This window comes from Alteromonas sp. AWJ4_197 (genome assembly GCF_056160285.1).
Genome location: NZ_JBSWWW010000006.1, coordinates 20,278 through 43,794, shown reverse-complemented (window position 1 = coordinate 43,794; position 23,517 = coordinate 20,278). Strand labels below are relative to the sequence as shown.

The 23,517-nt window shown below is 47.5% G+C and carries 22 protein-coding genes; 18 read left to right on the top strand and 4 right to left on the bottom strand.

All coding sequences use genetic code 11. The annotated features are described in order from the left end of the window. Position 1 precedes the first annotated feature (1 nt). The 3 genes from pstB (at position 2) to ACXAGC_RS14025 (ending at position 3,092) form a co-directional block, all read left to right on the top strand. On the top strand, positions 2–808 hold the full coding sequence (pstB, locus tag ACXAGC_RS14035; protein WP_474844880.1) for a phosphate ABC transporter ATP-binding protein PstB: 807 nt from the start codon (positions 2–4) through the stop codon (positions 806–808). A 12-nt stretch (positions 809–820) separates the two neighbouring features. Beyond that, positions 821–1,540 (top strand): phosphate signaling complex protein PhoU, encoded by a 720-nt coding sequence (phoU, locus tag ACXAGC_RS14030; protein WP_119500239.1) that lies wholly within the window; start codon positions 821–823, stop codon positions 1,538–1,540. Between the two features lie 280 nt (positions 1,541–1,820). Next, positions 1,821–3,092, top strand: coding sequence for an inorganic phosphate transporter (locus tag ACXAGC_RS14025; protein WP_474844879.1), 1,272 nt, complete (start codon positions 1,821–1,823; stop codon positions 3,090–3,092). Between the two features lie 125 nt (positions 3,093–3,217). Here ACXAGC_RS14025 and ACXAGC_RS14020 read toward each other — a convergent pair whose 3' ends face one another. Further along, positions 3,218–4,198 (bottom strand): universal stress protein, encoded by a 981-nt coding sequence (locus tag ACXAGC_RS14020; RefSeq protein WP_474844878.1) that lies wholly within the window; start codon positions 4,196–4,198, stop codon positions 3,218–3,220. Between the two features lie 265 nt (positions 4,199–4,463). Here ACXAGC_RS14020 and ACXAGC_RS14015 point away from each other — a divergent pair, with 265 nt between their 5' ends. The 4 genes from ACXAGC_RS14015 to ACXAGC_RS14000 all read left to right on the top strand — a co-directional run bounded on the left by ACXAGC_RS14015 (position 4,464) and on the right by ACXAGC_RS14000 (position 7,771). After that, positions 4,464–5,372 carry a hydrogen peroxide-inducible genes activator gene (locus tag ACXAGC_RS14015; RefSeq protein WP_119500242.1) on the top strand — a complete coding sequence of 303 codons (909 nt, stop codon included), beginning with the start codon at positions 4,464–4,466 and terminating at the stop codon, positions 5,370–5,372. A gap of 235 nt (positions 5,373–5,607) precedes the next feature. Then, positions 5,608–6,156 carry an RNA polymerase sigma factor gene (locus ACXAGC_RS14010; protein WP_474844877.1) on the top strand — a complete coding sequence of 183 codons (549 nt, stop codon included), beginning with the start codon at positions 5,608–5,610 and terminating at the stop codon, positions 6,154–6,156. After that, complete coding sequence (locus ACXAGC_RS14005) at positions 6,143–6,808, top strand: hypothetical protein (RefSeq protein ID WP_474844876.1); 666 nt, start codon at positions 6,143–6,145, stop codon at positions 6,806–6,808. Before ACXAGC_RS14010 ends, ACXAGC_RS14005 begins: the two co-directional genes overlap by 14 nt. 15 nt (positions 6,809–6,823) lie before the next feature. Next, on the top strand, positions 6,824–7,771 hold the full coding sequence (locus tag ACXAGC_RS14000; protein ID WP_474844875.1) for a hypothetical protein: 948 nt from the start codon (positions 6,824–6,826) through the stop codon (positions 7,769–7,771). Between the two features lie 154 nt (positions 7,772–7,925). Here the strand turns inward: ACXAGC_RS14000 and ACXAGC_RS13995 are convergent, their stop codons facing one another. Further along, complete coding sequence (locus ACXAGC_RS13995; protein ID WP_474845352.1) at positions 7,926–9,332, bottom strand: undecaprenyl-phosphate glucose phosphotransferase; 1,407 nt, start codon at positions 9,330–9,332, stop codon at positions 7,926–7,928. Between the two features lie 327 nt (positions 9,333–9,659). On the opposite strand from ACXAGC_RS13995, the gene ACXAGC_RS13990 reads away from it, so the two are divergent. From ACXAGC_RS13990 to ACXAGC_RS13975, 4 genes are all read left to right on the top strand, one after another. Beyond that, positions 9,660–10,862 carry an outer membrane beta-barrel protein gene (locus ACXAGC_RS13990; protein ID WP_474844874.1) on the top strand — a complete coding sequence of 401 codons (1,203 nt, stop codon included), beginning with the start codon at positions 9,660–9,662 and terminating at the stop codon, positions 10,860–10,862. Then, positions 10,862–11,410 (top strand): polysaccharide biosynthesis/export family protein, encoded by a 549-nt coding sequence (locus ACXAGC_RS13985; protein ID WP_474844873.1) that lies wholly within the window; start codon positions 10,862–10,864, stop codon positions 11,408–11,410. Before ACXAGC_RS13990 ends, ACXAGC_RS13985 begins: the two co-directional genes overlap by 1 nt. 61 nt (positions 11,411–11,471) lie before the next feature. Further along, entirely contained in the window at positions 11,472–13,688 is a 2,217-nt protein-coding gene (locus ACXAGC_RS13980) for a GumC family protein (RefSeq protein WP_474844872.1), read from the top strand. Positions 13,689–13,707: 19 nt separating this feature from the next. Next, complete coding sequence (locus ACXAGC_RS13975; RefSeq protein ID WP_474844871.1) at positions 13,708–14,436, top strand: tyrosine-protein phosphatase; 729 nt, start codon at positions 13,708–13,710, stop codon at positions 14,434–14,436. A gap of 56 nt (positions 14,437–14,492) precedes the next feature. On the opposite strand, the gene ACXAGC_RS13970 is transcribed toward ACXAGC_RS13975, so the two are convergent. After that, positions 14,493–14,906: a 3-phosphoshikimate 1-carboxyvinyltransferase gene (locus tag ACXAGC_RS13970; RefSeq protein WP_474844870.1), complete on the bottom strand. Its 414-nt coding sequence runs from the start codon at positions 14,904–14,906 to the stop codon at positions 14,493–14,495. Positions 14,907–15,359: 453 nt separating this feature from the next. On the opposite strand from ACXAGC_RS13970, the gene ACXAGC_RS13965 reads away from it, so the two are divergent. From ACXAGC_RS13965 to ACXAGC_RS13950, 4 genes are read left to right on the top strand one after another with little or no spacing between them, the layout of a single operon-like run. After that, on the top strand, positions 15,360–16,529 hold the full coding sequence (locus ACXAGC_RS13965; protein WP_474844869.1) for a glycosyltransferase: 1,170 nt from the start codon (positions 15,360–15,362) through the stop codon (positions 16,527–16,529). Continuing rightward, positions 16,513–17,832 (top strand): O-antigen ligase family protein, encoded by a 1,320-nt coding sequence (locus ACXAGC_RS13960; RefSeq protein WP_474844868.1) that lies wholly within the window; start codon positions 16,513–16,515, stop codon positions 17,830–17,832. The genes ACXAGC_RS13965 and ACXAGC_RS13960 overlap by 17 nt, the downstream gene beginning before the upstream one ends. A 38-nt stretch (positions 17,833–17,870) precedes the next feature. Beyond that, positions 17,871–18,998 (top strand): glycosyltransferase family 4 protein, encoded by a 1,128-nt coding sequence (locus tag ACXAGC_RS13955; RefSeq protein ID WP_474844867.1) that lies wholly within the window; start codon positions 17,871–17,873, stop codon positions 18,996–18,998. Next, the gene (locus ACXAGC_RS13950; RefSeq protein ID WP_474844866.1) at positions 18,998–19,987 is read left to right on the top strand and encodes a hypothetical protein; all 990 of its coding nucleotides are present in this window, start codon (positions 18,998–19,000) and stop codon (positions 19,985–19,987) included. Before ACXAGC_RS13955 ends, ACXAGC_RS13950 begins: the two co-directional genes overlap by 1 nt. Positions 19,988–20,054: 67 nt before the next feature. On the opposite strand, the gene ACXAGC_RS13945 is transcribed toward ACXAGC_RS13950, so the two are convergent. After that, positions 20,055–20,864, bottom strand: coding sequence for a sulfotransferase family 2 domain-containing protein (locus ACXAGC_RS13945; RefSeq protein WP_474844865.1), 810 nt, complete (start codon positions 20,862–20,864; stop codon positions 20,055–20,057). Positions 20,865–20,941: 77 nt separating this feature from the next. On the opposite strand from ACXAGC_RS13945, the gene ACXAGC_RS13940 reads away from it, so the two are divergent. From ACXAGC_RS13940 to ACXAGC_RS13930, 3 genes are all read left to right on the top strand, one after another. Beyond that, positions 20,942–21,802, top strand: coding sequence for a glycosyltransferase family 2 protein (locus ACXAGC_RS13940; protein ID WP_349584526.1), 861 nt, complete (start codon positions 20,942–20,944; stop codon positions 21,800–21,802). Positions 21,803–21,833: 31 nt separating this feature from the next. Next, complete coding sequence (locus ACXAGC_RS13935; protein ID WP_474844864.1) at positions 21,834–22,625, top strand: Stf0 family sulfotransferase; 792 nt, start codon at positions 21,834–21,836, stop codon at positions 22,623–22,625. Positions 22,626–22,696: 71 nt separating this feature from the next. After that, positions 22,697–23,503 (top strand): polysaccharide pyruvyl transferase family protein, encoded by an 807-nt coding sequence (locus ACXAGC_RS13930; RefSeq protein WP_349584529.1) that lies wholly within the window; start codon positions 22,697–22,699, stop codon positions 23,501–23,503. The last annotated feature ends 14 nt before the right edge of the window (positions 23,504–23,517 follow it).

The window sequence follows — 23,517 nt, the reverse complement described above, 5'->3', positions numbered from 1 at the left end:
TATGCTGAAGTTATTTGAACATGAAACGCTGGATGTCCATCATCTGAATGATGACGATACGGCCATTAAGGTGGAGCATCTTAATCTGCGCTTTGGTCAGAAACATGTGCTGCAGGACATCAGCATGAGTATTCCGAAGAACCGTATAACGGCATTTATCGGACAAAGCGGTTGCGGTAAATCCACCCTTATCAGCGCTTTCAACCGGATGAACGATCTGGTTGCTGATTGTCGTTATGATGGCAGCATTTATATTGGCGGCCGGGATGTTAATGGTCGCAAGGAAAATGTGTCTCAGTTGCGTACCAAAGTCGGCATGGTGTTTCAGCGACCCAATCCGTTCCCTATGAGCATTTATGACAATGTCTGCTATGGTTTGCGTTTGCAGGGAATACGGGTAAGACGTTTTCTTGATGATGCCGTCGAACAGTCGCTTAAAGAGGCTGCACTATGGGAAGAAGTTAAAGACCGGCTGTTTGAATCAGCACATATTTTGTCCGGTGGTCAGCAGCAGCGTCTGGTTATCGCCAGGGCGCTGGCGTTGAAGCCGGAGATCCTGTTGCTGGATGAGCCTACATCGGCACTGGATCCGCTGACCACACTGTTTATCGAAGAGCTGATGGCCGGCCTGAAGAAACGATGCACTATCGTGATTGTCACCCATAATATGCAACAGGCTGCGCGGGTTTCTGATTACACGGCCTTCCTGCATCAGGGGAAGCTTATTGAATATGCTGACAGCGATTCACTCTTTACCATGCCCGAACATAAACAGACAGAAGATTACATTACAGGCCGTTATGGTTAACGGGAGATATTCATGCCACGTCAGATTGCGTTAAATACCCATATCTCCGGCAAGTTTAATACTGAGCTGGAGAATCTCAGAAATTCCGTACTTACCATGGGAGGGGAAGTCGAGCTGCAACTGGTGGATACCCTTCGGGCTATTAAACAGAATAATGCCGGTCTGGCTGAAAAAGTTATATTAAATGATCTCAAGATCAATGCCATGGAAATGCAGATTGATGAGGAGTGCTTACGCATCATAGCCAGAAGACATCCCACCGCTTCCGATTTACGGCTGGTGATGATGGTGTCGAAAGCCATTACCGATATTGAGCGCATGGGTGATGAGATAGAACGTATTGCCCGTCTGGTAACGAAAAATAAGCTGCCTGCTTCAGAAACGATTAAAAGCAGCATGATTCTGATTGGTGACCGTGTAGTGCAAATGATGCGGGGTACCTTCGATGCTCTGGCGCGGCAAAATGAAAATTCTGCGCTGGAAGTGTATGAGCAGGATAACCGCATTGATGCGGAATATAAGAAGTTGCTGAAATACACCACCGGAGAAATGCAGAAAAGTACTGACGATATGCAGGACTGGCTGGAAGTACTGTGGGCATTACGTTCTCTGGAACGAATTGGTGACCGGTGTAAGAATATTTGCGAGTATGTTGTTTACTTATCGCGGGGAACCGATGTGCGGCATTCGCCATTAGAGAACATGCAACAGAAATTAAAGCACCTGAGTTAGTGGCGATCTGTCACAAAATTGAAATATTTGGTGTATAAATAAGCGGACGCGCGTAGTTTTATTGCGATTTAACTTATTCCGCAAATTTACACTATTGCATTGGGTTGAATTTCGTTATCATGCGCCGCAGCCGAATTGGAAACGTTTAAAAAATAATCTATGCCAGATATCACACCGTTAGCGCCGGTTGTCATTTTCGACTGCGAAGATAAAACCTCCTTTACTTTGCGCCAAATGGCGTTTTCTAGCTTAGTCAGCGAATAATCCAGGAGCGAGACCTGTGGAACTTCTGCAAAGTTATGGCATGACGCTTATTATCCTGGCCGCGGTAGTCGGCTTTATAATGGCGTGGGGTATCGGTGCCAATGATGTAGCCAATGCAATGGGTACATCGGTAGGATCTAAAGCCTTAACCATCAAGCAAGCAATTTTCATTGCGATGATTTTCGAATTTGCCGGAGCGTATCTGGCGGGTGGGGAAGTCACCAGCACTATTCGTAAAGGGATCATCGATCCCATGTTCTTCACCGACAGGCCTGATTATCTGGTTCTGGGGATGATTGCCTCGTTATTTGCCGCAGGTATCTGGCTGGGACTGGCGTCCTGGTTAGGCTGGCCTGTATCAACTACGCACTCTATCATTGGTGCCATCATCGGATTCACTGCCACCGGCGTAAGTATGGATGCCGTTGAATGGGGAGAAGTGGGCGGCATTGTTGGTAGCTGGGTGGTGACACCTGCTATTTCCGGCATCATTGCTTATCTTATTTTTATCAGTGCGCATAAACTTATTTTTGATACGGCAACGCCGTTTAAAAATGCCAAACGCTTTGTACCGTTTTACATGGGGCTGGCAGGCTTCGTCATGTCGCTGGTTACCATCAAGAAAGGCCTCAAACATGTTGGTCTGACACTGTCTCCGGAAATGGGATATGTGCTGGCCGTTGTTATTGCCATTATGCTGGCAGCCCTGGGCCGGTATGCGATTTCCCGCATGACATTTTCTGAAAATCAGAGTGCTGATATTCAAAGCGCCAATATCGAAAAGATATTCGCAATGCTGATGGTAGTAACGGCCTGTTGTATGGCTTTCGCTCACGGCTCAAATGACGTAGCAAACGCCATTGGTCCGCTGGCGGCAGTCGTCAGTGTGGTTACCTCTGGCGGTGAAATTAACGCAAACTCGGAACTGGCGCCATGGATCCTGCCTCTGGGCGGTTTGGGTATCGTTGCTGGTCTGGCGTTATTCGGTCATCGTGTTATTAAAACTATCGGTCAGGGGATCACCCACCTGACACCGAGCCGTGGCTTTGCTGCAGAGCTTGCTGCTGCCTGTACTGTTGTTATTGCTTCGGGCACAGGTTTGCCTATCTCCACTACGCAAACTCTGGTGGGTGCGGTGTTAGGTGTGGGTATGGCACGGGGTGTTTCAGCGCTTAATCTGGGTATCGTACGCAATATCGTCGTCTCCTGGGTTATTACGCTGCCTGCAGGTGCCATTCTGGCGATTATATGCTTCTTTGGCCTTAAAGCCTGGTTTGGCGTTGAGTAAGCAGTAAAGCTGATTGCCAGCCCGTTGAAACCGGAATAACAAAATAAGCGAAACAGTCAGTGTTTCGCTTTTTTCGTTACAGGCCGGCGCTCAAATCCGGCCACAAGTCTTCCGCCTGTTGTGGTTTAGCCGTCAACATCCACCGGTGTTACAAAGCCGTCAGGCTTTAAGCCCACCACCGCGCAATCAATCTGCTCAATGGTTTCTTCTGCGGTACCGCCCATGATATAGCCGGGCACGCCGAGACGGGACAATGTTCCCATCACAATAAGGTCGGCGTTACATGCATTTGCTGTAGCGGCAATGTCACGGCGGGGATAGCCCCGCACTAGGTGAACGGCAGGTTCCGCTATGGTTGGTGCTTTGTCGTTGTGATCCAGGGCTATCAGACCCAGCAACCGGTTGACCTCTTCTTCACGCTCCTTTTTGATTTTGCTTAAATCGTGCTGCACCGCGTCTTCATCAACGCTGATAAAGCCCTGCCGCAGGATATTTTCAGGTACCGCGTCATACACATGTACAACATGCAGTGTGGCATGTTCCGCTTCAGCCACCCGCCAGGCCGTATTGAGGATATCCAGAGCCAGTTGTTTACGGATAGCCACTTCGTGTTGAGGGTAATGATAATTTACATCGACTGCTGCCACTACGTTTTGCAGCGATGTGGTGCGTACTTTGTGCATGATCCACACAGGACAGGGACACTTACGCAGCAGGTGCCTGTCATCACTGCCGGTAATTTTTCTGACTACGTCGTTTTCATTCAGCTTAATAACCAGATCATGGCCCGCCGACACAACCTGCCGGATAATATTGATAAACCGGTGACCGGTGCTGACAATCCCTTTGGCCGGGTATTGTTTACTCCACACCGCAATCTGCTCATCCAGCCAGCTTTGTGCAGACTGAGTCAGCGATGAATCTGACTCCAGGTATTCAAAGGACTGCATGATCATACGGGCATTAGGGGGAAGTGCCTCAAGTGCCAGCATGATAGTCAGTGATGCGTTATGCTTACTTGCAATTTGCATCGCCCGTTCTACCAGCACATCCTGGCCGTGTGTGTCGTGCAACACGCACAGTATATTAGTAAATTGCCCTTTCATTTATACCCTCCTTTTCCGGCAGAGAATGACACGTCCCACCGGAAGCACAAAATTGCTGTGATCATGTTTATACATTGTCTTTTTAATTATAGTTTTTAAATAATTCCGCATCAGCCCCTGTTGATGAATATTTAGTGACGGATTTACACATTTCACCAATCTGCACACTTGGTGCTTCAAACCAGAGGAAAACATGGATAATTGTTGTAGTGCTTTTAATCTTTATGTTAGATTAAATTGTCTTTTTTTAATCTGATTTATGACTATGAAATGGCCTAACCTGAAACATCTGCATTATCTGGTGACCTTACATCAGGAACAGCATTTTCACCGTGCTGCCCAGCGATGTAATGTCAGCCAGTCGACACTGAGTACAGCGATCCAGAATCTGGAAGAGCACTTTGGCAGTCAGTTACTGGAGCGTGAGCATAAAACGTTTGTTTTTACTTCGCTGGGACTGGAGATTGTTGAGCGCAGTAAAGTGTTGCTGCAGGAAGCCGGGGAGCTGGTGGAATTTGCGCAGAATGCCGGTAACTGGGAAAAAGGTAAGCTGAAGCTGGGCGTGATCCCCACCATAGCACCGTTCATGTTTGAAGGCATGATTGGCGCATTCAAAACATTTCTGCCGGACATCAGTCTGGAGCTTCAGGAAGACACAACCCACAACTTGCTTCAGCAACTCACTGATGGCCAGTTGGATTTGCTTATCCTTGCTTTGCCGATGGAGACTCCGGGATGCAAGCAGATGGTACTGGGCCATGATCCGTTTCATCTGGTGGCTCACGAAAGTCTTGCCAGCACATTGCCGGAACCCTTTGATATCACGACTCTGCCTAACAACAGTATTTTCCTGTTACAACAGGAGCACTGTATGACCGGTCATGCCGTAAGCGCCTGTAACCTGCAACATCGTGAGCAGGTAAGCAGTCTGGCCGCCAGCAGTTTATACACACTGGTGCAGCTGGCTAACAGTAAACTGGGCTATACCTTTATGCCCGAACTGGCACTGAATCAGAACATCATTAAAAATACCGAACTGAAAGCACTACCCGCGGAAGACAATGCATACCGGGAAATTGGCCTGGTATGGCGTTCCGGTACCACTCGGATGCGTTTGTTCAGAAGAATTGGTGAAGTACTGTCACCTTTATTACCTGTTCCGGTACTGAAATAGTTATACTTTATAGACGGCCCGCAACCACGATGATTGCAGGCCGTCAGCTCCTTTCGTAATCCCCCCTCCCGGATGAGTCAAAAATCGTCTCCGTTACCTTTTTCGAAAAAATTTAAAAACACTTCAAACTATTTCCTGTGTCACTCCGACTTTACTTGTAAGCTTCAGAGAAAAAGCGGCAAAGCAGGCATAACCGCCTGCCGCAAAACCAATTAAACAGTAATAAGGAATGCACGTGTTTGAAAAACACGACGACCAGCTTGTGGTCAGCGCGCTGAAAGGGCAGAAGCGGGCGTGGATAACACTGATTAAACGCTATGAAAAAGCTGTGTTCAGTTACGGGGTTCGCATGACAGGCAGCAGAGATGACGCCGCTGATTTGATGCAGGATATTTTTGTGTCCGTATTTAAAAGCCTGGGAAACTACCGCGGGGAGGGCAGTTTCAAAGGCTGGTTATTTAAGGTAGCGCATTACCGGTGTATCGAATTCTATCGCAAAAGAAAGCCTGAGCAGGGGCTGGAGGATATACCGGAACCAGACAGTGGCCAGCCTTGTCCTGAAACCGTCATGCTGGAAACCCTGTCGGGTCAGGCACTGCTAAAAGCAATGCAAACCCTGCCTCTGGCTCAGAAGGCAGTGGTCGAGCTTAAATTTTTCGGGCAATTCACATTTGATGAGATTGCTCAGCAAACAGGTTTATCACCAAATACAGTGAAGTCGCGTTTATACAGTGCGCTGACCAGACTGAAAGTGTTGATGGAGGATGAGCATGCAAAAGCATGACAAGGAAAAACTGCTGGCAGGGTGGCTGGAAGGTACGCTGACTAACACTGAGCAGGAACAGTTTGAGGCACTCTGCGCGGAAAATATTGATTTTGCAGAACGGGTTGCCGCTGCACGGCATTTAACTGAGCTGGCAACGCTCACCGGCGAAAATATGAATGTACCGGAGTGGAATCGTGACAGTACTTTTACCGCTCCTGAAAAACAGAGGTGGTGGCAATGGCAGGGCTTGCCGGCCATGTCAGTGGCGATGTCATTGGTTGCCCTGGTGATGGTTGTCAGTGGCTTTCAGCTACAGATCTCTGAAGGCGGTGTGACGATAGGGTTCAGTCAGCCGGCTCACAAAGAAAACGAAGTCGCTGCCATCGTCGATGAGAAATTACAAAAATATCAGCAGCTCAATGAGTTGATGTTCAGCAAGTATGCCGATGCCATGGCTACCCAGCAAAGAGAGAATTCAGCGCAACTGACTCAATATTTACTGGCATCCGGCAGACAGGAGCGCCGTGAAGATTTTGCTGAATTCGTAAAGTTTATTAATCAACAGCGGGACGACGACCAACGCTTTATGGCCCGCCAGTTAAATCATCTTAAACAGGAAATCAACGCGATGGAAAATGGCTACAGCGCGGATTTACCGGTAACCGAATAATACGAGGACTTGGGTATGCGTAATCTGAACAAAACGAAACTGGCTAAAATCATTAACCGTACAAAACTGGCTGTAATGACAGTGGCGGTATGTCATACGGGAGTTGCTGTCGCTGAGAATTATTCCGGGCTGGCTAAGGAAATTGAAATTGTGAAAGGAATTGTCGATACCTCTCTGAAGCAGCAACAGCATTCAGAGGGAATACGTTACCGTTCACTGGATGCTATGTATCTGGCAGGTCAAGGCGTTGTATTTACGGTATCCTCAACGGGGAGTGGTAACTGGATGTCACGTATTACAGATATTGTTGATCGCATTCCTCCCATCCCCCCGGTTCCTGATGTACCGGCGATCGTCAGTAACGGTGAAATTGATATTGAATTAAGCCGTGAATGGGAAGCCTTTGCTGACGAGACTGCCTCCCGGTTTGGTGAAGCCTTCGCTGAATCCACAGAACAGATGTATGACTTACGGAGTGAAGAAAGGGAAATCGCCTGGGAACGCAGAGATATTGAGCGCCGTAAAAGAGATCTTGAATTTGAAGCCGGACAGGCTGACAAAGCGCGCGCAAAAGCTATCAAAGATGAAGTGAAGACCCTTGAAAAAGAACTGGCGGCACTGAGCAGCAAAGAAGGATCTTTGCGTGCCCGCAGAGAAAGTATCGAGCAGCAAAGACAGGAAAGTGCAGACGCACGAAAGCAGGCACAGTTGAAAGCAGCAAAAGCCTTTCTGAGTAATTTTGAAGCAGGGATAGGGGAAGCGCTTTGTCGCTTTGGCGGCGGAATGCGGGCGTTACCCGATGATGAGTATGTGACTTTTGTGCTGAAAGGTTTTGTACAGGGCGGTCAGTCAGGACAAAATGATAAAGTCTATGTGTTTAAGAAATCAAAAATTGAAGATTGCGTAAAAGAAAAATTGAATACTGACGGGCTGCTAAACAGTGCCAATGTTTACGATTTTTAACTGCAAGACAGTTCTGGCATGAAATAGTTGTTAAAAAAGTGTGTTGAGCACTCGTACAACTGGCAACGCAAAGATTACACACGCCTCAAAAAAACGCCGCAACTTTCAAGCTGCGGCGTTTTTATTTAGTCAGCCTGTTGCTTACTTACGGGCGTTAATAAGCATTTTTGTCACTAAAGCCCCCGGTGACTGTTTGCAGAATGATTTTCAAGTCAAACGGGATAGACCAGCGGTGCATATAATCCAGATCGTATTCCACACGCTTCGCCATTTTATCCAGTGTATCAGTTTCGCCGCGCAGACCATTGACCTGAGCCCAGCCGGTAATTCCCGGACGCACTTTGTGTCGCAACATATAACCCGTGATCAGTTTACGGTATTCTTCGTTGTGCGCGACCGCATGAGGACGTGGTCCAACGATTGACATCCGTCCTTGCAACACATTGATAAACTGAGGTAATTCATCCAGTGAAGTACGGCGTAAGAAGGCTCCTAATTTAGTAACCCGGGGGTCATTTTTAGTCGCTTGTTTTACCACAGAACCATTATCCTGTGTCGACATCGAGCGGAACTTATACACGGTAATTTCTTTGCCATCGAGGCCGTAACGCTTCTGACGGAATATTGCAGGACCCGGTGAAGACAGCTTCACAGCGGCAGCGATGCACAACATGGGAATTGCCAGTACAGTTAGAATGCCTGTACTCACGACCACATCTTCAATACGTTTAAGAATGTTGTTAGCACCCTGGAAAGGCGTGTCATAAATACTCAGAGCCTGAACATTTCCTACACTCTGCCAGCGAGAATTAAGCAGTGTGTACATAAAGAAGTTGGGGATCAGATACACGTTAGCGGTGGTATCACTGCATTTTTCCAGAATCGCTTTAATGCGGTCTTCCGCAGCCGTAGGCAGAGCAATATAGATATAATCTACCTTGTGGGTCTTCGCCAGCTCAATGGCTTCATCAATGCTGCCTTTGATCTGGTTACGAAATTCACCGGTAACACGGTCCTGAGGACGGTCATCATAAACCCCTTCGAAACGAATACCCAGTTGATCGTTTTCCATCATCTGTACAGCCATATTGTAGCCGGCTTCGGTGGCGCCAATGATGATGGCTGAGCGGCTGTTAAGCCCGCTGCGGCGTACCTTAAACAGGAACTGACGCATCACAAAGCGCCAGCTTGTCAGAGTGATAAGAGAGCCACCAAACCACATTCCGGTTACCGCAACAGTGGTGGACAATGTGTGAGCAAATGCAAACGCGAAAACCAGTGTTGCAACAAAGCTGATAATACCGGCAACGGCTGCCATTTTCATCATTGCGCTGGTATTGCTGGAACGCCATGAGCGGTATAAATCCAGCGCTTCAGCGGATACCTGAAAAGCCACAACATTTATGAATAAAAGGATCAAAGCACCAGTGGACACCGGCACGGCGTAGTAGAACATCGCGACATAGAAACACAATGTGATAGCGGTCAGGTCGACTAACCGGTAAATAGTAGAAAAGCTACTTTGATAAGAGCCTGAAAGACCACTGCGTTCATCGCTCATTCTTGTAACGTTGCTATTCAGCGTCTGGCTCTGCAGCAAATTGAATTTCATTTTTCGTCTCTCCGAGTCGTGACGTTCTTTGATAATCAATGGGTTACAGGATAACTACCGGTATCTCATATCATTTATGTCACAGATAAAACTGTTTCCTGCATGAGTTAATGCAGATCCCGTTCCACTTTTTGGGAAGATGATAGTAAATAATGTAAAAGTACTAATAGACTGATAGCAATGGCACAGTAATCGCATAGTCCCATCCGGACGAACGGGCTCGCCTCCTTGCAAAAGGAAAAAGTAGCTATTCAATTTCAAACTCCGGGAGAAACTATGATTAAACGGACTTCAGGCGCAATTCTTGTCACCTTATTTGCCGGCAATGTTGCCCATGCGCAGGATGAAGGCGCTATTCAGGTGGGGAAGTTTGATATAAAACCCGGCCTGACCACCGATGTTCTTCATATCGATAACGTGACGTACGCCAGTGAAGAAGCTGATGAAATAGACAGCTGGGTATCAGTCGTTTCACCAAAAATTGATGCTTACACTGAGTTTAACGGACATATCATTGAAATGGGCTACCGCCTTGAGCGCGGGGACTACTATTCTACCGACGCCGACGATTACACCGACCATTTCGCTCACCTTAAGGGCGACTTTGAAATTAATGACAGAAACAGATTTAAGGGCGTTGCAACCTACGAGGCCGGACACGATGAGCGTGGCCGCAGATATTCGAACGGTTTTGGTAACGAACTGACCAGTGTGGATACCTACAAAAATTCTGAAGTCGGAGCCATTTATTCCTACGGTGCATTGTCTGCTTTTGGCCGTATTGATCTGTCAGTAGGCTACGAAGACATGGACTATGACGGCGACACAGAACTGTATCTTATTCGCGACAGAAGCACGACGAAATACGGTGCCGAATTTGTTTATCGCATTGTCGACGGCACGAATTTGTTACTGGATGCTGACCGCAACGAAATACGTTATGACTATGATGCAAACCCGGCCAATCCACTGGATAGTATTGAGAATCGTCTGCTGGCAGGCTTCAGCTGGGATGTTAACGCAGTAACGCAAAGCTATGCCAAGGTTGGCTATAAAGAGAAATCCTTTGATGCGGCAAACCGTGATGACTTCTCTGGTCTGGCATGGGAAGTCGGAATGAGCTGGCTTCCATACTCCTACTCAGAATTTAAGGTCAGCACAAAACAGGACACCCGCGAAACAAACACCACCGGTGCGGACTACATTCGTGGCACAGACTATGCTATCAGCTGGGAACATAGTTGGGTTCAACGCTTTTCGACTACCGCCACCATGGCATTAATGAACGATGATTACGTTGGCGACGTAGAAGACTTACGTGAAGACGATACAAAGAAACTGACATTAGCGGCTGATTACGAGTTTCGTCGCTGGTTGACGTTCGGTCTTTACTACTCAATGAACGATCGTGAAAGCAACCGCAGCGATATTGAGTTCGACAGAAACGTTTACGGTTTAACAGCAAAGGTAACCTTGTAATGATGACAAATGCGAAAAGGATATTTGCCAGTTTAATTCTGCTGACCATGGCATGTGTTGCCGGCGCGCAGGAAGGAAATGCAAGTATGAGTTCCTATCGCCTGGGTGTTGGTGACAAAGTGCTGATCAATGTGTTTGGTCAAAGTGATTTGTCGATGGAAACCCGTCTGCCCGACGTAGGTAAGATTAACTATCCGTTTCTGGGTGAGTTAAAGCTTGTCGGGCTGACACTTTCTGAAGTAGAAAAACTGATTTATACCGGTCTGGAGGGGGATTATCTTGTTAATCCTTCCGTGGCCGTGTCTATTGTTGAGTACCGCCCGTTTTTCATTGATGGTGAAGTCAAACATCCTGGCGGTTATCCCTATCAGCCGGGTTTAACTGTGAACAAAGCCGCAGCATTAGCCGGCGGGTATACGGAACGGGCGTCCCGTTCAGACATTCAGATTGTCCGTGAACAGGAAAGTGGTCAGGACACCCTTGAGGTAAACGTAAGTCACATGATTCAACCGGGTGACATCATCACCATTCCGCAACGTTTTTTCTGAGCGTAGTGTATTTTGCAGCCCCGCTGACAACGGGAAGATTAATGGAATTAAAGGATAGAGTATGTCGTTGAAAATGAAGGACTCGCTGCAAGCGAACATCCTGGATGATGAAACCATCGACTTTGCGCACTACTGGCAGGTATTTAAACGTTATTTTGGTCGCATCATTACGCTTGCGATTGTCTTTACTGCACTGGTGGTAATAGTGGTGATGAAAATGACCCCTATTTACTCCGCCACAGCCAGTTTGCTGATTGAATCGCAACCGGCCAACGTGATGTCTATTGAGGAAGTGTATAAGTCTGACACGACCCGCAAAGACTACATGCGCACCCAGTATCAAATTATCCAGTCCCGGCAGGTTGCAGCCCGCGCTGTGGATGAGCTGGATCTCGCGAACGATCCCGTATTTATGCCGCCTTCCGACGGGGAGATCTCAATTATTAAAGAAGCGAAAGCCTGGCTTTTCGCTAATTTGCCTTTTATTGAAAAAGCGCCCAAAACTGAGTTAACCGAAAGCGAACGTGAAGAAAAGCGTCGTCAGGCAGCAATCAATAAACTGATGAAGTCTATTAACGTGTCACTGGTAGAAAATACACAGGTCATCAATATTACTGCGACCAGTGATTCTCCGCGTCTGGCTGCCGCCATTGCCACTACGATGGGCGATGTGTATGTAGAGAACTATCTGCAGGCCAAGGTGGAAATGACCACCAAAGCAACCTCTTTTCTGACTGAAAGTATGGAAGGCCTGCGGGATAAGCTTACTTCTGCTGAGAAAGACTTATCTGACTTTTATGAGAAAAATCAGCTGGTAAATCTTACCAATGGTGTTGTCGGACTGGCAGCGGAAGAACTTGAACAACTCAGTAATCAATTGCTGAAAGCTGAAACTACGTTAAAGCAGAACAGAACGATTTACGAACAAACTCAACGTAACGGTGCTGACTACAGTGCACTGGCCCGCTTGCCGGAAGTACTGAATCATCCGAATATTCAAAGCGTACGTCGTCAGGAGGCGGAAGCCATGAGCCGTGTATCAGAGCTCAGCAAAGTATTCGGTCCTAAACACCCGCAAATGGTAGCCGCCAATGCGGAACTGGATTCCGTCCGCGACACACTGCAAACTCAGATCCGCGATCTTATTTCCAGTATTACTACACAATACCGTGCTTCACAGGAACGGGTTGTGACTTTGCAGGAAGAAGTTGCAGAGGCTAAATCTGAATATCGTCAGTTGTCTAACCTGGAAAATACACGGCGTGCATTACAGCGGGAAGTGGATATCAACCAGCAATTGTACAATTCCATGTTTACCCGCCTGAAAGAAACCAGTGAGATGGGCGGCTTCGAGTCAGCGAATGCCCGTGTGCTGGATCCTGCTCCGGTACCGAACAATCCTACTGCACCGAATAAAACGCTGTTAATCGTGGCGGCATTCATTGCCAGCTTTGGTTTTGGCGTGCTGCTGGCCTTTGTGCTGGAAGCTATGAACAGCGGTGTGCGCTCTGTGGACGATGTTGAGAAGAAATTAGGTCAGCGCATGTTGGGACTTATCCCTGTTATTTCGGTAAAACGCCGTAAAGACATGGACCTGCGCGCCTTCTTTGACAGTAAATATCATCAGTTCAGTGAAGCGGTAAGAACCCTGCGTACCAGTTTATCTCTGATAAATCTTGAGAAGCAGAATCAGGCGATACTGGTAACGTCATCAGTGCCGAAAGAAGGTAAAACAACGGTTTCTATCAACCTGTCCTTCGCTCTGGGTCAACTGGATAAAACCATTCTTATCGACGCCGACTTACGTCGTCCGGCCGTTGGCAAGCGGTTCGATGTACCTAATTACCAGCCCGGACTGTCTAACCTGATCATGAAAACCCACTCTCTGGAAGAATGTCTGGTTCATGATGAGCAATCGGGTATTGATATTATTTGTGCCGGCAGTATTCCTTCAAATCCTCAGGAGTTGCTGGCGGGTAACGGCTTCAAAGCACTGATCAATTATCTTAAGAAAACCTACAAATACGTGGTTGTCGATACCGCGCCTACACAGGCGGTTTCTGATGCCATGGTCGTATCAAAAAGCTGTGACTCGGTTATTTATGTTGTGCGTGCTGACAGCACAAGTGAAAAAATGATCAAAAACGGACTGGGCCGGTTCCTGCAAGTGGGGCACCGTGTTGACGGCGTGGTATTGAACCAGGTAGATCTTAAAAAATCAGATGTGTCTGAGCGCTATGGTGGTTTCTATGACCAGTATGGTTACAATGCTAACTGAGTTAGTGTGAGGACAAATTGTGATTGATTTACACAGTCATATAATACCGGGCATCGATGATGGTGCGCGAGACATGGACATGGCTCTGGATATGGCGCGGCAGACTGTTGCGGCCGGAGTCACTCACCTGGTGTGCACACCGCATGTTCACTGGGGCACTTTTGACAATACCCCCGAAATTATTGCCACAGGATTCAGTGCCCTGAAAGACGCTGTCGATAAAGCAGGGATCCCCTTGTCTTTATCCCGTGCAGGGGAAGTGCGGATAAACGAAATGGTGCCGGTGTGGTTCAGGGAGGATAAATTACCTTATCTGGGTGAATACCGTGGTAAAAAAGTACTACTGCTGGAAATGCCCCACAGCAATATGCCGGCAGGACTCGATCAACTATTTCGCTGGTTACTGAATGCAGGCGTGCAGCCTTTAATCCCTCATCCTGAGCGGAATCGTGACGTTTGGAAGCGTCCGGAGAAGATCCAGTGGCTGCGCAATCAGGGTTGTTTGTTACAGGTGACTGCAGGGGCTTTCACCGGGCGCTTCGGCGAACATGTAGAAAAGATTGCTAAAGACATGTTGCGGGATAATCAGATTGATTTGGTAGCATCGGACACCCATGATACCAAACGTCGTCCTAATGATATGGGTGAGGCTTTTGCGGTGGTCAGTGAGCTGGCATCTGAAGAGGTGGCGAATACTCTGTTCAAAACCACGCCCGGCAACATCATAGCGGCTGGTGCAACCGCCTGACGTATACAATGTTAATAACAAACCCGCCATCCGGCGGGTTTTGTATTGTTAAGCCTCTAATTAAGAATGTTAGCTTTAAACCAGCTCCATATCCCCAGCGAAAAGTTTTCAAACAAGTTAATTCCCAGTGCTGATTTGATCAGATAAAGGATGAGCAGCCCGCTCAGAACACTGAATGTAATGAACAGAGCAAACATCAGAGCCATTGTCGCCCGTCCAACCTGCTGCTCAAGCCGGGACAATTCGCGGCGGTTCTTGCCGGCCAGCACTACAAAGTAGAAACTCGTCCGCCATATATTGATTGTGCCCCGGACATCCAGTTTATGTCTGGCCCAGCTGCGCCCGCCAATCGCTTTGTTCATGGCTATCAGCTGTTCTTCTGAAAAGGATGCAGCAACATCCGGTGGCATTTTACTGAGTAGTTTTTGGATCAGTTGTGACTCATGGACAGGATGAGGTGTGTTATCCACGGCAAATAATCTTCCGGTGATGTGGCTTTCCGTCATCTTAACTCAAAAAGACAGCCGGTATAAATGTGCTCTGCTTCAGGAAGTACTGAGATCAGGGCAGAGGAAATTCATGTGACAGGGAATAAATTGCCATCAACAGCGTAAATGTTGCTTCACAGCAACAGTCATTCAGATCTGAAATGCCATTCCTTATACTAAAGTTGTAATTTTGGGTTTGGTGCATGGATTTTTAATCCGTCTGCAAGCATAAAATAAATTCACGCCAAACTTTAAAACTGGTTTAAAATCAGTTGGCTAATGTTTTATGGTTTAGTGGTAGAGAATATCGGATTTAGATTTTCTTTCAGCCAGACATAAAGCCCGTGCATTATTTTACGATCTGGCATAAAAGCTGAATAGACCCTGTATATCGCATTTAAATATGTGTCGGAAGTGACCAGCAGGGAAAAGCACATGCAACAGGCAAAACACAACATCGCGTTTATTATCAACTCCCTCGAAGGCGGTGGAGCTGAGCGGGTGATGTGTAAGTTGTTGACTATCATGGAAGCGGATTTTCAGAGTGCTGACTATAACGTTCATTTGATACTGCTTGATGATTTGCCGCAGGAACAGCAGTGTCCTGAGTATGTGAATCAGGTCGTACTCGATACGAAAGGTAGTTTGCACAGCGGCTACAGCGCACTGAAAAAAGCGCTGGAAAAAATAGCGCCGCACACCTGCGTAAGTTTTTTAACCCGCGCCAATATGCTTAATGTCTCTCTGGCTAAACGCCTCGGGTATCGCGCTGTGATCAGCGAACGGGTAAATACATCCAGTCACCTGTCCGGTGGCATCAAAGATTTTATCTCCCGCTGCCTGGTGAAAGCGACATATCCTTCTGCAGATTGCGTAATTGCTGTGAGCGAAGGCGTAAAAGCAGACCTTATCGAAAACTTTTCGGTAAAACGGGAACGGATTAAAACTATCTACAACCCTTACAACATGGCCAACATCAGCGCCATGGCACAGCAACCAGTGGACGATTTACCGTCAAAGCCTTACATCATTGGCACTGGCAGACTGGTCCGTAATAAGAATTTTGATTTATTGCTGCAAGCCGTAGCGGCATCTTCTGTCGGGCACGACATCGTTATTCTCGGGCAGGGAGAGGAAAAGCAGGCCTTATTGCAACGGGCTGAGTCTTTAGGGTTAAGCGGGCGTCTGCATTTGTTGGGCTTTAAGTCCAATCCGTATCCTTATATCAAAGGCGCAGATTTTTTTGTGTCGACGTCGAACGCTGAAGGTTTCCCCAACGCCATTGCTGAAGCTATGTGCTTGGGCAAGGCCGTGGTGGCGACCAACTGTGAGTCCGGTCCTGCTGAAATTCTTACCGGTGAGTATCCGTACAACGTAACAGGATTTGAAGCTCAGTCATACGGTTGTATCTGTGAAGTGAACAGTGTATCAGGCGTCGCCGGTGCTCTGGATTATATTTCACAGGATGAGAACAAACGGCGTTACGAACAGCGAAGTGCTGAACGTGCCGCTACATTCAGTAATGCCGTGTTCCGCGAAAAACTGCTTAAAGCCCTTAAATTAGAACAATCACAGCCGGAGACTGAACATGTTTCTGGCCGTTAAATTACTGTTCAGCCTTATCAGCGCCTGGCTGGTCTGGCAGACAATTCGTCAGCACTGTAATAAGTATCTTGCCTTTGTTGTTGTCGCAATTTGGTTACGCTTTTTCCTTTCTGCGTTCCATCAAATCACTTATGACCCGCTTATTGCCGGATTTTCAATTAATGCCCTCGCTTCAATCGGCATTGCTGCAACCGGTTTACTGATGCTGCCGCCAAAAGTGTACCAGTTGCGGGTTTTGCTGCCCCTTTACGCTTTCTTCGCTGCTGTGGTGGCCAGCGGACTGATTAACGGCGGAGTAAGCGGTCTGATTAACGTAATGGTTAAGTGGATGTTTTTCTTATCAATAGCGTGTGCAATGTTCATGGCGATAAGAAAAACTGACAAAGATTTTGTATTAAAAAAGCTGCTGGTGAGCTTCTTTTTACCTGTTTCTCTCGCTGTGATGTCAGTACTGCTGGGTGAGGTGAAAGCCACTGAAGCCGATGGTTCAGCCAGCTATATCGGGGGTTACAACCACGAAGCGGCGTTTTCGATGATCATCGCCGGCTTTATTTTAGTAGTGGGTTTGTTGTCTCCGGGCGCAATACGATTTCGTGGCGCGCTGTTTGCATTAGGTTGTGTAGTACTGGTGTTGGTGAACTACCGCACCTCGGTTCTGGCGATATTACCGCTGGCTGCCATTTTTGCTTACACCGCAATGTCATCAAAAATCGCACCGCGTTACCAGACTGTGTTTTTCCTTGCCGCGTTCTTCGGCATGGGCATGTTGTTCCTCATGGCCTCGTACACCATGCAGGACCGTTTTGCTGATGTATTTGTATTCCTGACCAGTATCGACGATCTGATCAAGGCACCGTTTTACTACTCCGAGGCTGAAAAAGACATTTTCTCTGCCCGGGTGTACCTCTGGAGTTTGTATATCTATGAGTATGTGAACGGTTCATTTGTTCATCAGCTGGTGGGGTGGGGCCCTGAATCATGGTCCGGCGTATTCCCGAAATACGCACACAACACCTACGTATCGTATTTGTATGAGTATGGCCTGATTGGTCTGCTTACATTCCTCTTCGCTGCTGCCAGCTTTGTAGTGCAGGCGATGAGGATTAAGAACAAGCAGTTTGCCTGGATGCTTTGTTCATCAATGGTGGGATTTTTGATTATGAACTTCGCCACCATGCCTCTTTGGAATATCGAGGGGTTGATTTTATTTGCCATCTTAATTGGCAACGCCATCGGACCGGTGAAATTACCTCGCAATGCATGGTTTGACTCACCTGCCTTTGCGTCTCGTTTGGCGAATTGATTTTAACTCAGGTTTGTCCTGAGATATTGGAGAATGTTATGAAACTATGTGCCGTAGGACTAAGAGGAATTCCCGACGTAATGGGCGGAATCGAATCTCATTGCCAGCAACTGTATCCGCGGCTGGTCAAATCGGGCATGGATGTCACTGTGATTTGCCGCTCACCATATGTGGATCAGTCTGTTGAAGAATACAAAGGCGTAAAACTGCGTTCCGTGTGGACTTTGAAGCATAAGTTCATCGAGACATTTTTACACACCTTTCTGGCTATTTTTTACGCCCGCTTCGTGGTAAAGCCGGATGTATTGCATATTCACGGTATCGGGCCGGCTCTGTTTACACCACTGGCAAAGCTGCTGGGTATGCAGGTTATGGTAACTCACCATGGCGCTGACTATGACAGACAGAAATGGAATCAGTTTGCCAAAAATATTTTGAAGTTTGGCGAAACCATGGCTGTGAAATTTTCAGACCGCGCCATTGTGGTTGGCCGTTCTCTCACCGGCGTGCTGAAGAACCGTTTCTCCGGTAAATCGAACCGTATCCTGTTCGTACCCAACGGTGCTAAAACCGATATGGATACTCAGATGGGTGCTGAAGCATTGCCAAAGGATCTAGGTATTGAACCGGGTAAGTATGTACTTACTGTTGGTCGCCTCGTTCCTGAGAAAGGCTTTCACGACTTAGTCGAAGCTTACAAAAAATCTGACACAGATTTGAAACTGGTCATTGTAGGTGGTGCAGACCACGAAGATGAATACTCTATGAAACTGAAAAAGCAGGCCAGCGATAAAATTATTTTTGCCAGCCGCCGTCAGGGGGATGAGCTGAACGCTCTGTACAAGTTCGCCCGGGTATTTGTATTACCGTCTTACCACGAAGGCTTGCCTATCGTCGCACTGGAAGCCATCAGTGCCGGTACAGAAGTGATAATCAGTGATATTACACCGAACACCGATATCGGTTTGCCGGAAGATGCTTACTTCAAGGTTGGCGATACTGACGCGCTTGCCTACAAAATCACCCACGTGGATGATATGAAGCTGGCTATTAATAAAGAAGCGTTCCTGAACACCTTCAACTGGGATGCTATCTCTGATGATACTTACGTGATTGCGAATAACCTTGCTATGGGCATTCCTGTTCAACCACGTACGGCGGCCTGATGACTGAAAGACGTAAGCTGTTTCTGTATCCTTTTGTGCATAGCAACGGGTTTGTCGACAGGATAAAAGGGGCATTCAGCGAGCTGGGATATGATATCCGCCCGTTCAAACACCTCTTCCGTCCGGCAAACCTGTTCAGCAGAAAGGAAAACTGGCTGGTATTAAACTGGTATGAAGATCAGCCCTTTCGCAAGGGCATGAGCGGGCCCAAACGCTGGGCCTTCCTCCTCGCATTCTTTCTTACTGTCTGTTCCATTCCCTTGTTCAGTAGCAAAGTAATTTGGGTACGTCACAACTACAAGCCTCACAATGTAAGTACTCACTCTACACTTTACACGTTCATATTGAAGCTCTTGACGCTTATTGCGGACCGGGTTGTCACCCTTGAAATGACCGACAGAATAGAATCAAGCGTGGTGAAGCACCCGCTTTATTTTAACGACAGGGATCTATTTCAATTCTTTGAGGCCATCGGAGATACCCAAAAAGGTAACGACTTTCTGTACTTTGGATCAATTAAGCCCTACAAGCGCCTCGATAAACTGTTAGAGGTGTGGCCGCTGAATCAAAAATTGCAGGTGATGGGCTTTTGTTCCGACAAGGAATATGCAGCCAGGTTGTACAGTATTATTGACCAGAGAGGTTTGCAGGTGGACTGGAATAATGAATTTGTAAAAGAAGAAACGCTGGAAGACGCGGTGTCTGACACGCGCTTTGTTATCATGGCCCACGATGATAACGCGATGATATCCTCCGGCACCTTTTACATGGCTATGAGTTTAGGCGCTAATGTGCTGTGTTTCGATTCCGCCTTCGCGCGAATGAAGGCCAGAGAGTTTCCTTTCGTTAAAATAATTGAACCGGATAATCTGGAAACCCAACTGGCCAATCTGGAGTACGTTGATTCCAGTGTGGTAGTGAATCAAGCTGTAGACCGCTACGGTGAGGAAGCTATCAGAGAATCCTGGCGGGTAGTACTGACTACCTGATTATCTCTTGCCGTTTCATAACAAAAAGCCCTGCGTCGTAGCAGGGCTTTTTCGTTGCAGCCAAATATCAGCTTGCTCTGGCCTGCAAGGTTTGTTTGTCATTCACCATCGCAAACACAGCATCATAAATGGCCTGGTCGACGCGGTTCAGCTCTGTAATAACGCCCATTAATTTCGGGTTACTGGTAATGGCTGATGAGGCACCACGATTCGGGCTGGTATTTTTGCTGGCAATATTGATGCGGGTGCTGAAGCGCTGATTAAAATCTTCCTGCCATTTATCCATTTGCTCCAGCGTGCCGTACACCGAGAAATGACGCAAATTTGCAACAGCTTTAGCAATCACATCATCTGCATTCGCCATAATATCAGCGGCATTGCGGTATCCGGAAAAATAGCGGGCATAGGTGACTGCCGAGTTAAGCGCCTTTTCTGACTGCAGATATTCTTCGATGTCAGTTTCGTTTTTCTGCCATTCCGATTCTTTAAAGCGGTTGTATACGTATTCAGAAATAAAGCGGTCTGCAGGCTTTCTGAGTATCGTCAAAAAGTGCCAGTCTTTGTAAAAGTTACTGACTACCTCAGGGCGCGCCACACAATGGCCGGTAGTAAATACCTGGTGTTTGCTGCTGAGTTGGAAGGTTAACTGGGTTTCCCTTGCGGTCATCATGTCCACTCCCAGTAACTTCTCGCACTCCCTGCTGGCTCTGAGATCAATATGGCCGGTGAAGCGGGTTGCTTTCAGCAGTGATGGATAGACAGACTGATAGATGGCATTAGACAGAGAGACGCCGGCACACTTGGGAACGTGGCAGAAAAAGATTTTCGGATATCGGGCGAGATACTTCTCTGATTGCTGCTTTAAGATTTCTTGCATGATTCTTGCTCCATCATATTCATGTTCGGGAAATCTACGCAGACTTCCTATTCGGATTGCAACTCACAGGGATACCAATGAGCGACAAATTCAGCGTTGTTATTACAACATTCAATCGACCTGCAGAACTCAAAGAAGCGCTGGACGGTGTATATGCACAAGTTGAGCAGCCGCTTGAGGTGATTGTAGTGAATGATGCATCTTCCTTGCCATATGATGACATTCTCACTGAATTTTCAGAAAAGCCGAATTTTCACTATCACTTTTTGAAAGAATCATCGGGTGCGAACAAGGCTCGTAACATTGGGGTGGACAGCGCAAAAGGTGATTACATTGCCTTTCTCGATGACGACGACATATGGCTGCCGGAATATTTGTGGGAACACAAGAAAGCTTACGACAACGGCGCGGACGCTGTGGTCAGCGGTTATCAGGTTTTAGGTGGTGAGCAACTGTTCGTGCAGCCTTCAAGACGGGTAGAGCGCGAAGTACTCCGCACCGGTAATCAATATTGCGGTATGAGCGGTTTCAGTGTGAAACGTGATATCGCTCTAAAGGAACGTTTCGATGAAACCCTGCCCAACGGGCAGGACTGGGATATGTACGTGAGGCTTTCAGAGCTGGGCTATTCATTATGGAATATTCCCAAGCCCATCTTTTTGTACCGCTTCATGAATATGGACGGCATCGGCGCCAAAGTAGCGAAAATGACGCCGGACGAAGCGGTGGTGCGCCTGCGCTCAGCAGACAAACACCGCCAGTTTCTCGGAGACGGGAATTACCGTAAACGGGTGGCTGCTCAATTACTGGTGTATTTGCCACTAAAAAAAGACAAGCTTAAATGGGTGATGAAGTCTGTTCACATTGCCGGTTTGTCTGTGACATTGAACCACCTGGCTGCGGTAACGGTAAAAAAAGTGCGACAGCGGGTCAGTTAGGGTTACGGGCCCTCATTACAGGAGAAGAGTCATGGAACTCTATCAGGATCAGTTTTCTTCAGAACACGACTTCCCTCATCAGACGGAAACCCAAAAAACACTGGTGATTGCATCAACCGTGCGTTCAGGCAGTCATATGCTTGGTCATGTGCTTCACGAAACCGGCGCTTTTGGCTTTCCCCTTGAATACGTGAACAGAAAAAACCTCGACGAATGGAAACTGCGTCTTAACCGCAGGACTTTGCCGGAAGTGCTTGATGAACTCAGGGCGCGGCGGACATCCCCGAATGGTGTGTTCGGTATCAAAGTGCACTATTCCCATATCGAAGAGTTCGGCGGGTTCAAAGCGATGTGCAAAATGCTGCCGAATCCGCATTTTGTGTTGCTTACCCGTGAAGATGTGATGGCTCAGGCTGTATCGCTGGCAGTAGCCAGACAAACCGGGGCATGGATATCACAGCAGGGCAAGCCGGCGGCAGATCCGGAATACAACTTTGAAGATATTGAAGCAGGCCTGCGCCGCGTCAGCCTGGAAAATGCGTCCTGGCGATACACCCTGGCGGCAACCGGCAGCAAATATATGGAATTGAATTTTGCAGATGTCAAAGCCAACACCGCTAATTCTGTACTCCGAATTGCTGACTTTATGGATTTGGCGGTGGAAAGTCACCGTATTCCGCCAACGCCGGTGACCAAAAAGCAAAGTAACATTTTAAACAAACAATGGCAGGTACGGTTTCAGCAGGAGTTTGACGGCGACGATGAACTGTTACGTTTTAACCGTGAAAGTTTCTGGCACAAGTTGTCGAAAAAATTATCCTGATTCAGACAGGTTCTGAGCCAGATAAAGAGTGGAACGACGGCGTAATCCGCCGTGAGTATTAAAGGAAAACTATGTTAAATCAATGGGCAGAAAAACAGGCGCTGGCAGAAGAGAAAAAGCGGGTGTACTGGTGGCAGTCGAAGAAAGACGACCGGCCAAATATCGGCGATTATGTGGCTTACGATCTGGTGAAGCGCGTACTCGCTATGAAAGGAAAGCTCATCAAAGACAAACTGGATCCCTCAACCAAGCTGGTCAGTGTGGGTTCTGTTCTGCATTTTGCGCGGGACGGAGATACATTGTGGGGCACTGGTTATAACAAAAAAATGGGCGATAAGGTCATTCAGTTTGATAACCTCGACGTCCGTGCCGTACGCGGCCCTCTTACCCGTGAATACCTTATGAACCGTGGCATCAGTGTACCGGAAGTTTACGGTGACCCGGCGTTACTGCTTCCTCATTTTTATTCAAAGCACCTGATGGAAAAGGCGCACAAAAAAGACTACATCATTATCAACCATATGAACGATGATATGGCGCAGTATGAAGGCTATGAAAAGGATCTGGTTACACCCATGCAGTATCCCGGCTCGTTCATTGAAGCTATCGTGAACAGCAAACGGGTTATTTCCAGTTCATTACATGGTGTCATCATTGCCGAAGCATACGGCGTGCCTGCCATTTTTTACGATTCCGGCAGCGGCGAGTCGATGTTTAAATATGAAGATTACTATCAGGGCACAGGTCGTACTGAAATTCCCAAGGTGACCAGCCTGGCGGAAGGCATCTCTATGAATTTACCTGCGCCACCGGATTTCACCGCAATCACAGATAAGCTTTATCAGGCTTTCCCCTTCGATCTCTGGGGTGCAGAGTGACGGTAAACACCAAT

Coding starts and splice junctions, on each gene's coding strand:
- pstB (WP_474844880.1), top strand. CDS start 2: ATGCTGAAGTTATTTGAACATGAAACGCTGGATGTCCATCATCTGAAT.
- phoU (WP_119500239.1), top strand. CDS start 821: ATGCCACGTCAGATTGCGTTAAATACCCATATCTCCGGCAAGTTTAAT.
- ACXAGC_RS14020 (WP_474844878.1), bottom strand. CDS start 4,198: ATGAAAGGGCAATTTACTAATATACTGTGCGTGTTGCACGACACACAC.
- ACXAGC_RS14015 (WP_119500242.1), top strand. CDS start 4,464: ATGAAATGGCCTAACCTGAAACATCTGCATTATCTGGTGACCTTACAT.
- ACXAGC_RS14005 (WP_474844876.1), top strand. CDS start 6,143: ATGCAAAAGCATGACAAGGAAAAACTGCTGGCAGGGTGGCTGGAAGGT.
- ACXAGC_RS14000 (WP_474844875.1), top strand. CDS start 6,824: ATGCGTAATCTGAACAAAACGAAACTGGCTAAAATCATTAACCGTACA.
- ACXAGC_RS13995 (WP_474845352.1), bottom strand. CDS start 9,332: ATGAGCGATGAACGCAGTGGTCTTTCAGGCTCTTATCAAAGTAGCTTT.
- ACXAGC_RS13990 (WP_474844874.1), top strand. CDS start 9,660: ATGATTAAACGGACTTCAGGCGCAATTCTTGTCACCTTATTTGCCGGC.
- ACXAGC_RS13985 (WP_474844873.1), top strand. CDS start 10,862: ATGATGACAAATGCGAAAAGGATATTTGCCAGTTTAATTCTGCTGACC.
- ACXAGC_RS13980 (WP_474844872.1), top strand. CDS start 11,472: ATGTCGTTGAAAATGAAGGACTCGCTGCAAGCGAACATCCTGGATGAT.
- ACXAGC_RS13965 (WP_474844869.1), top strand. CDS start 15,360: ATGCAACAGGCAAAACACAACATCGCGTTTATTATCAACTCCCTCGAA.
- ACXAGC_RS13960 (WP_474844868.1), top strand. CDS start 16,513: ATGTTTCTGGCCGTTAAATTACTGTTCAGCCTTATCAGCGCCTGGCTG.
- ACXAGC_RS13955 (WP_474844867.1), top strand. CDS start 17,871: ATGAAACTATGTGCCGTAGGACTAAGAGGAATTCCCGACGTAATGGGC.
- ACXAGC_RS13950 (WP_474844866.1), top strand. CDS start 18,998: ATGACTGAAAGACGTAAGCTGTTTCTGTATCCTTTTGTGCATAGCAAC.
- ACXAGC_RS13945 (WP_474844865.1), bottom strand. CDS start 20,864: ATGCAAGAAATCTTAAAGCAGCAATCAGAGAAGTATCTCGCCCGATAT.
- ACXAGC_RS13940 (WP_349584526.1), top strand. CDS start 20,942: ATGAGCGACAAATTCAGCGTTGTTATTACAACATTCAATCGACCTGCA.
- ACXAGC_RS13935 (WP_474844864.1), top strand. CDS start 21,834: ATGGAACTCTATCAGGATCAGTTTTCTTCAGAACACGACTTCCCTCAT.
- ACXAGC_RS13930 (WP_349584529.1), top strand. CDS start 22,697: ATGTTAAATCAATGGGCAGAAAAACAGGCGCTGGCAGAAGAGAAAAAG.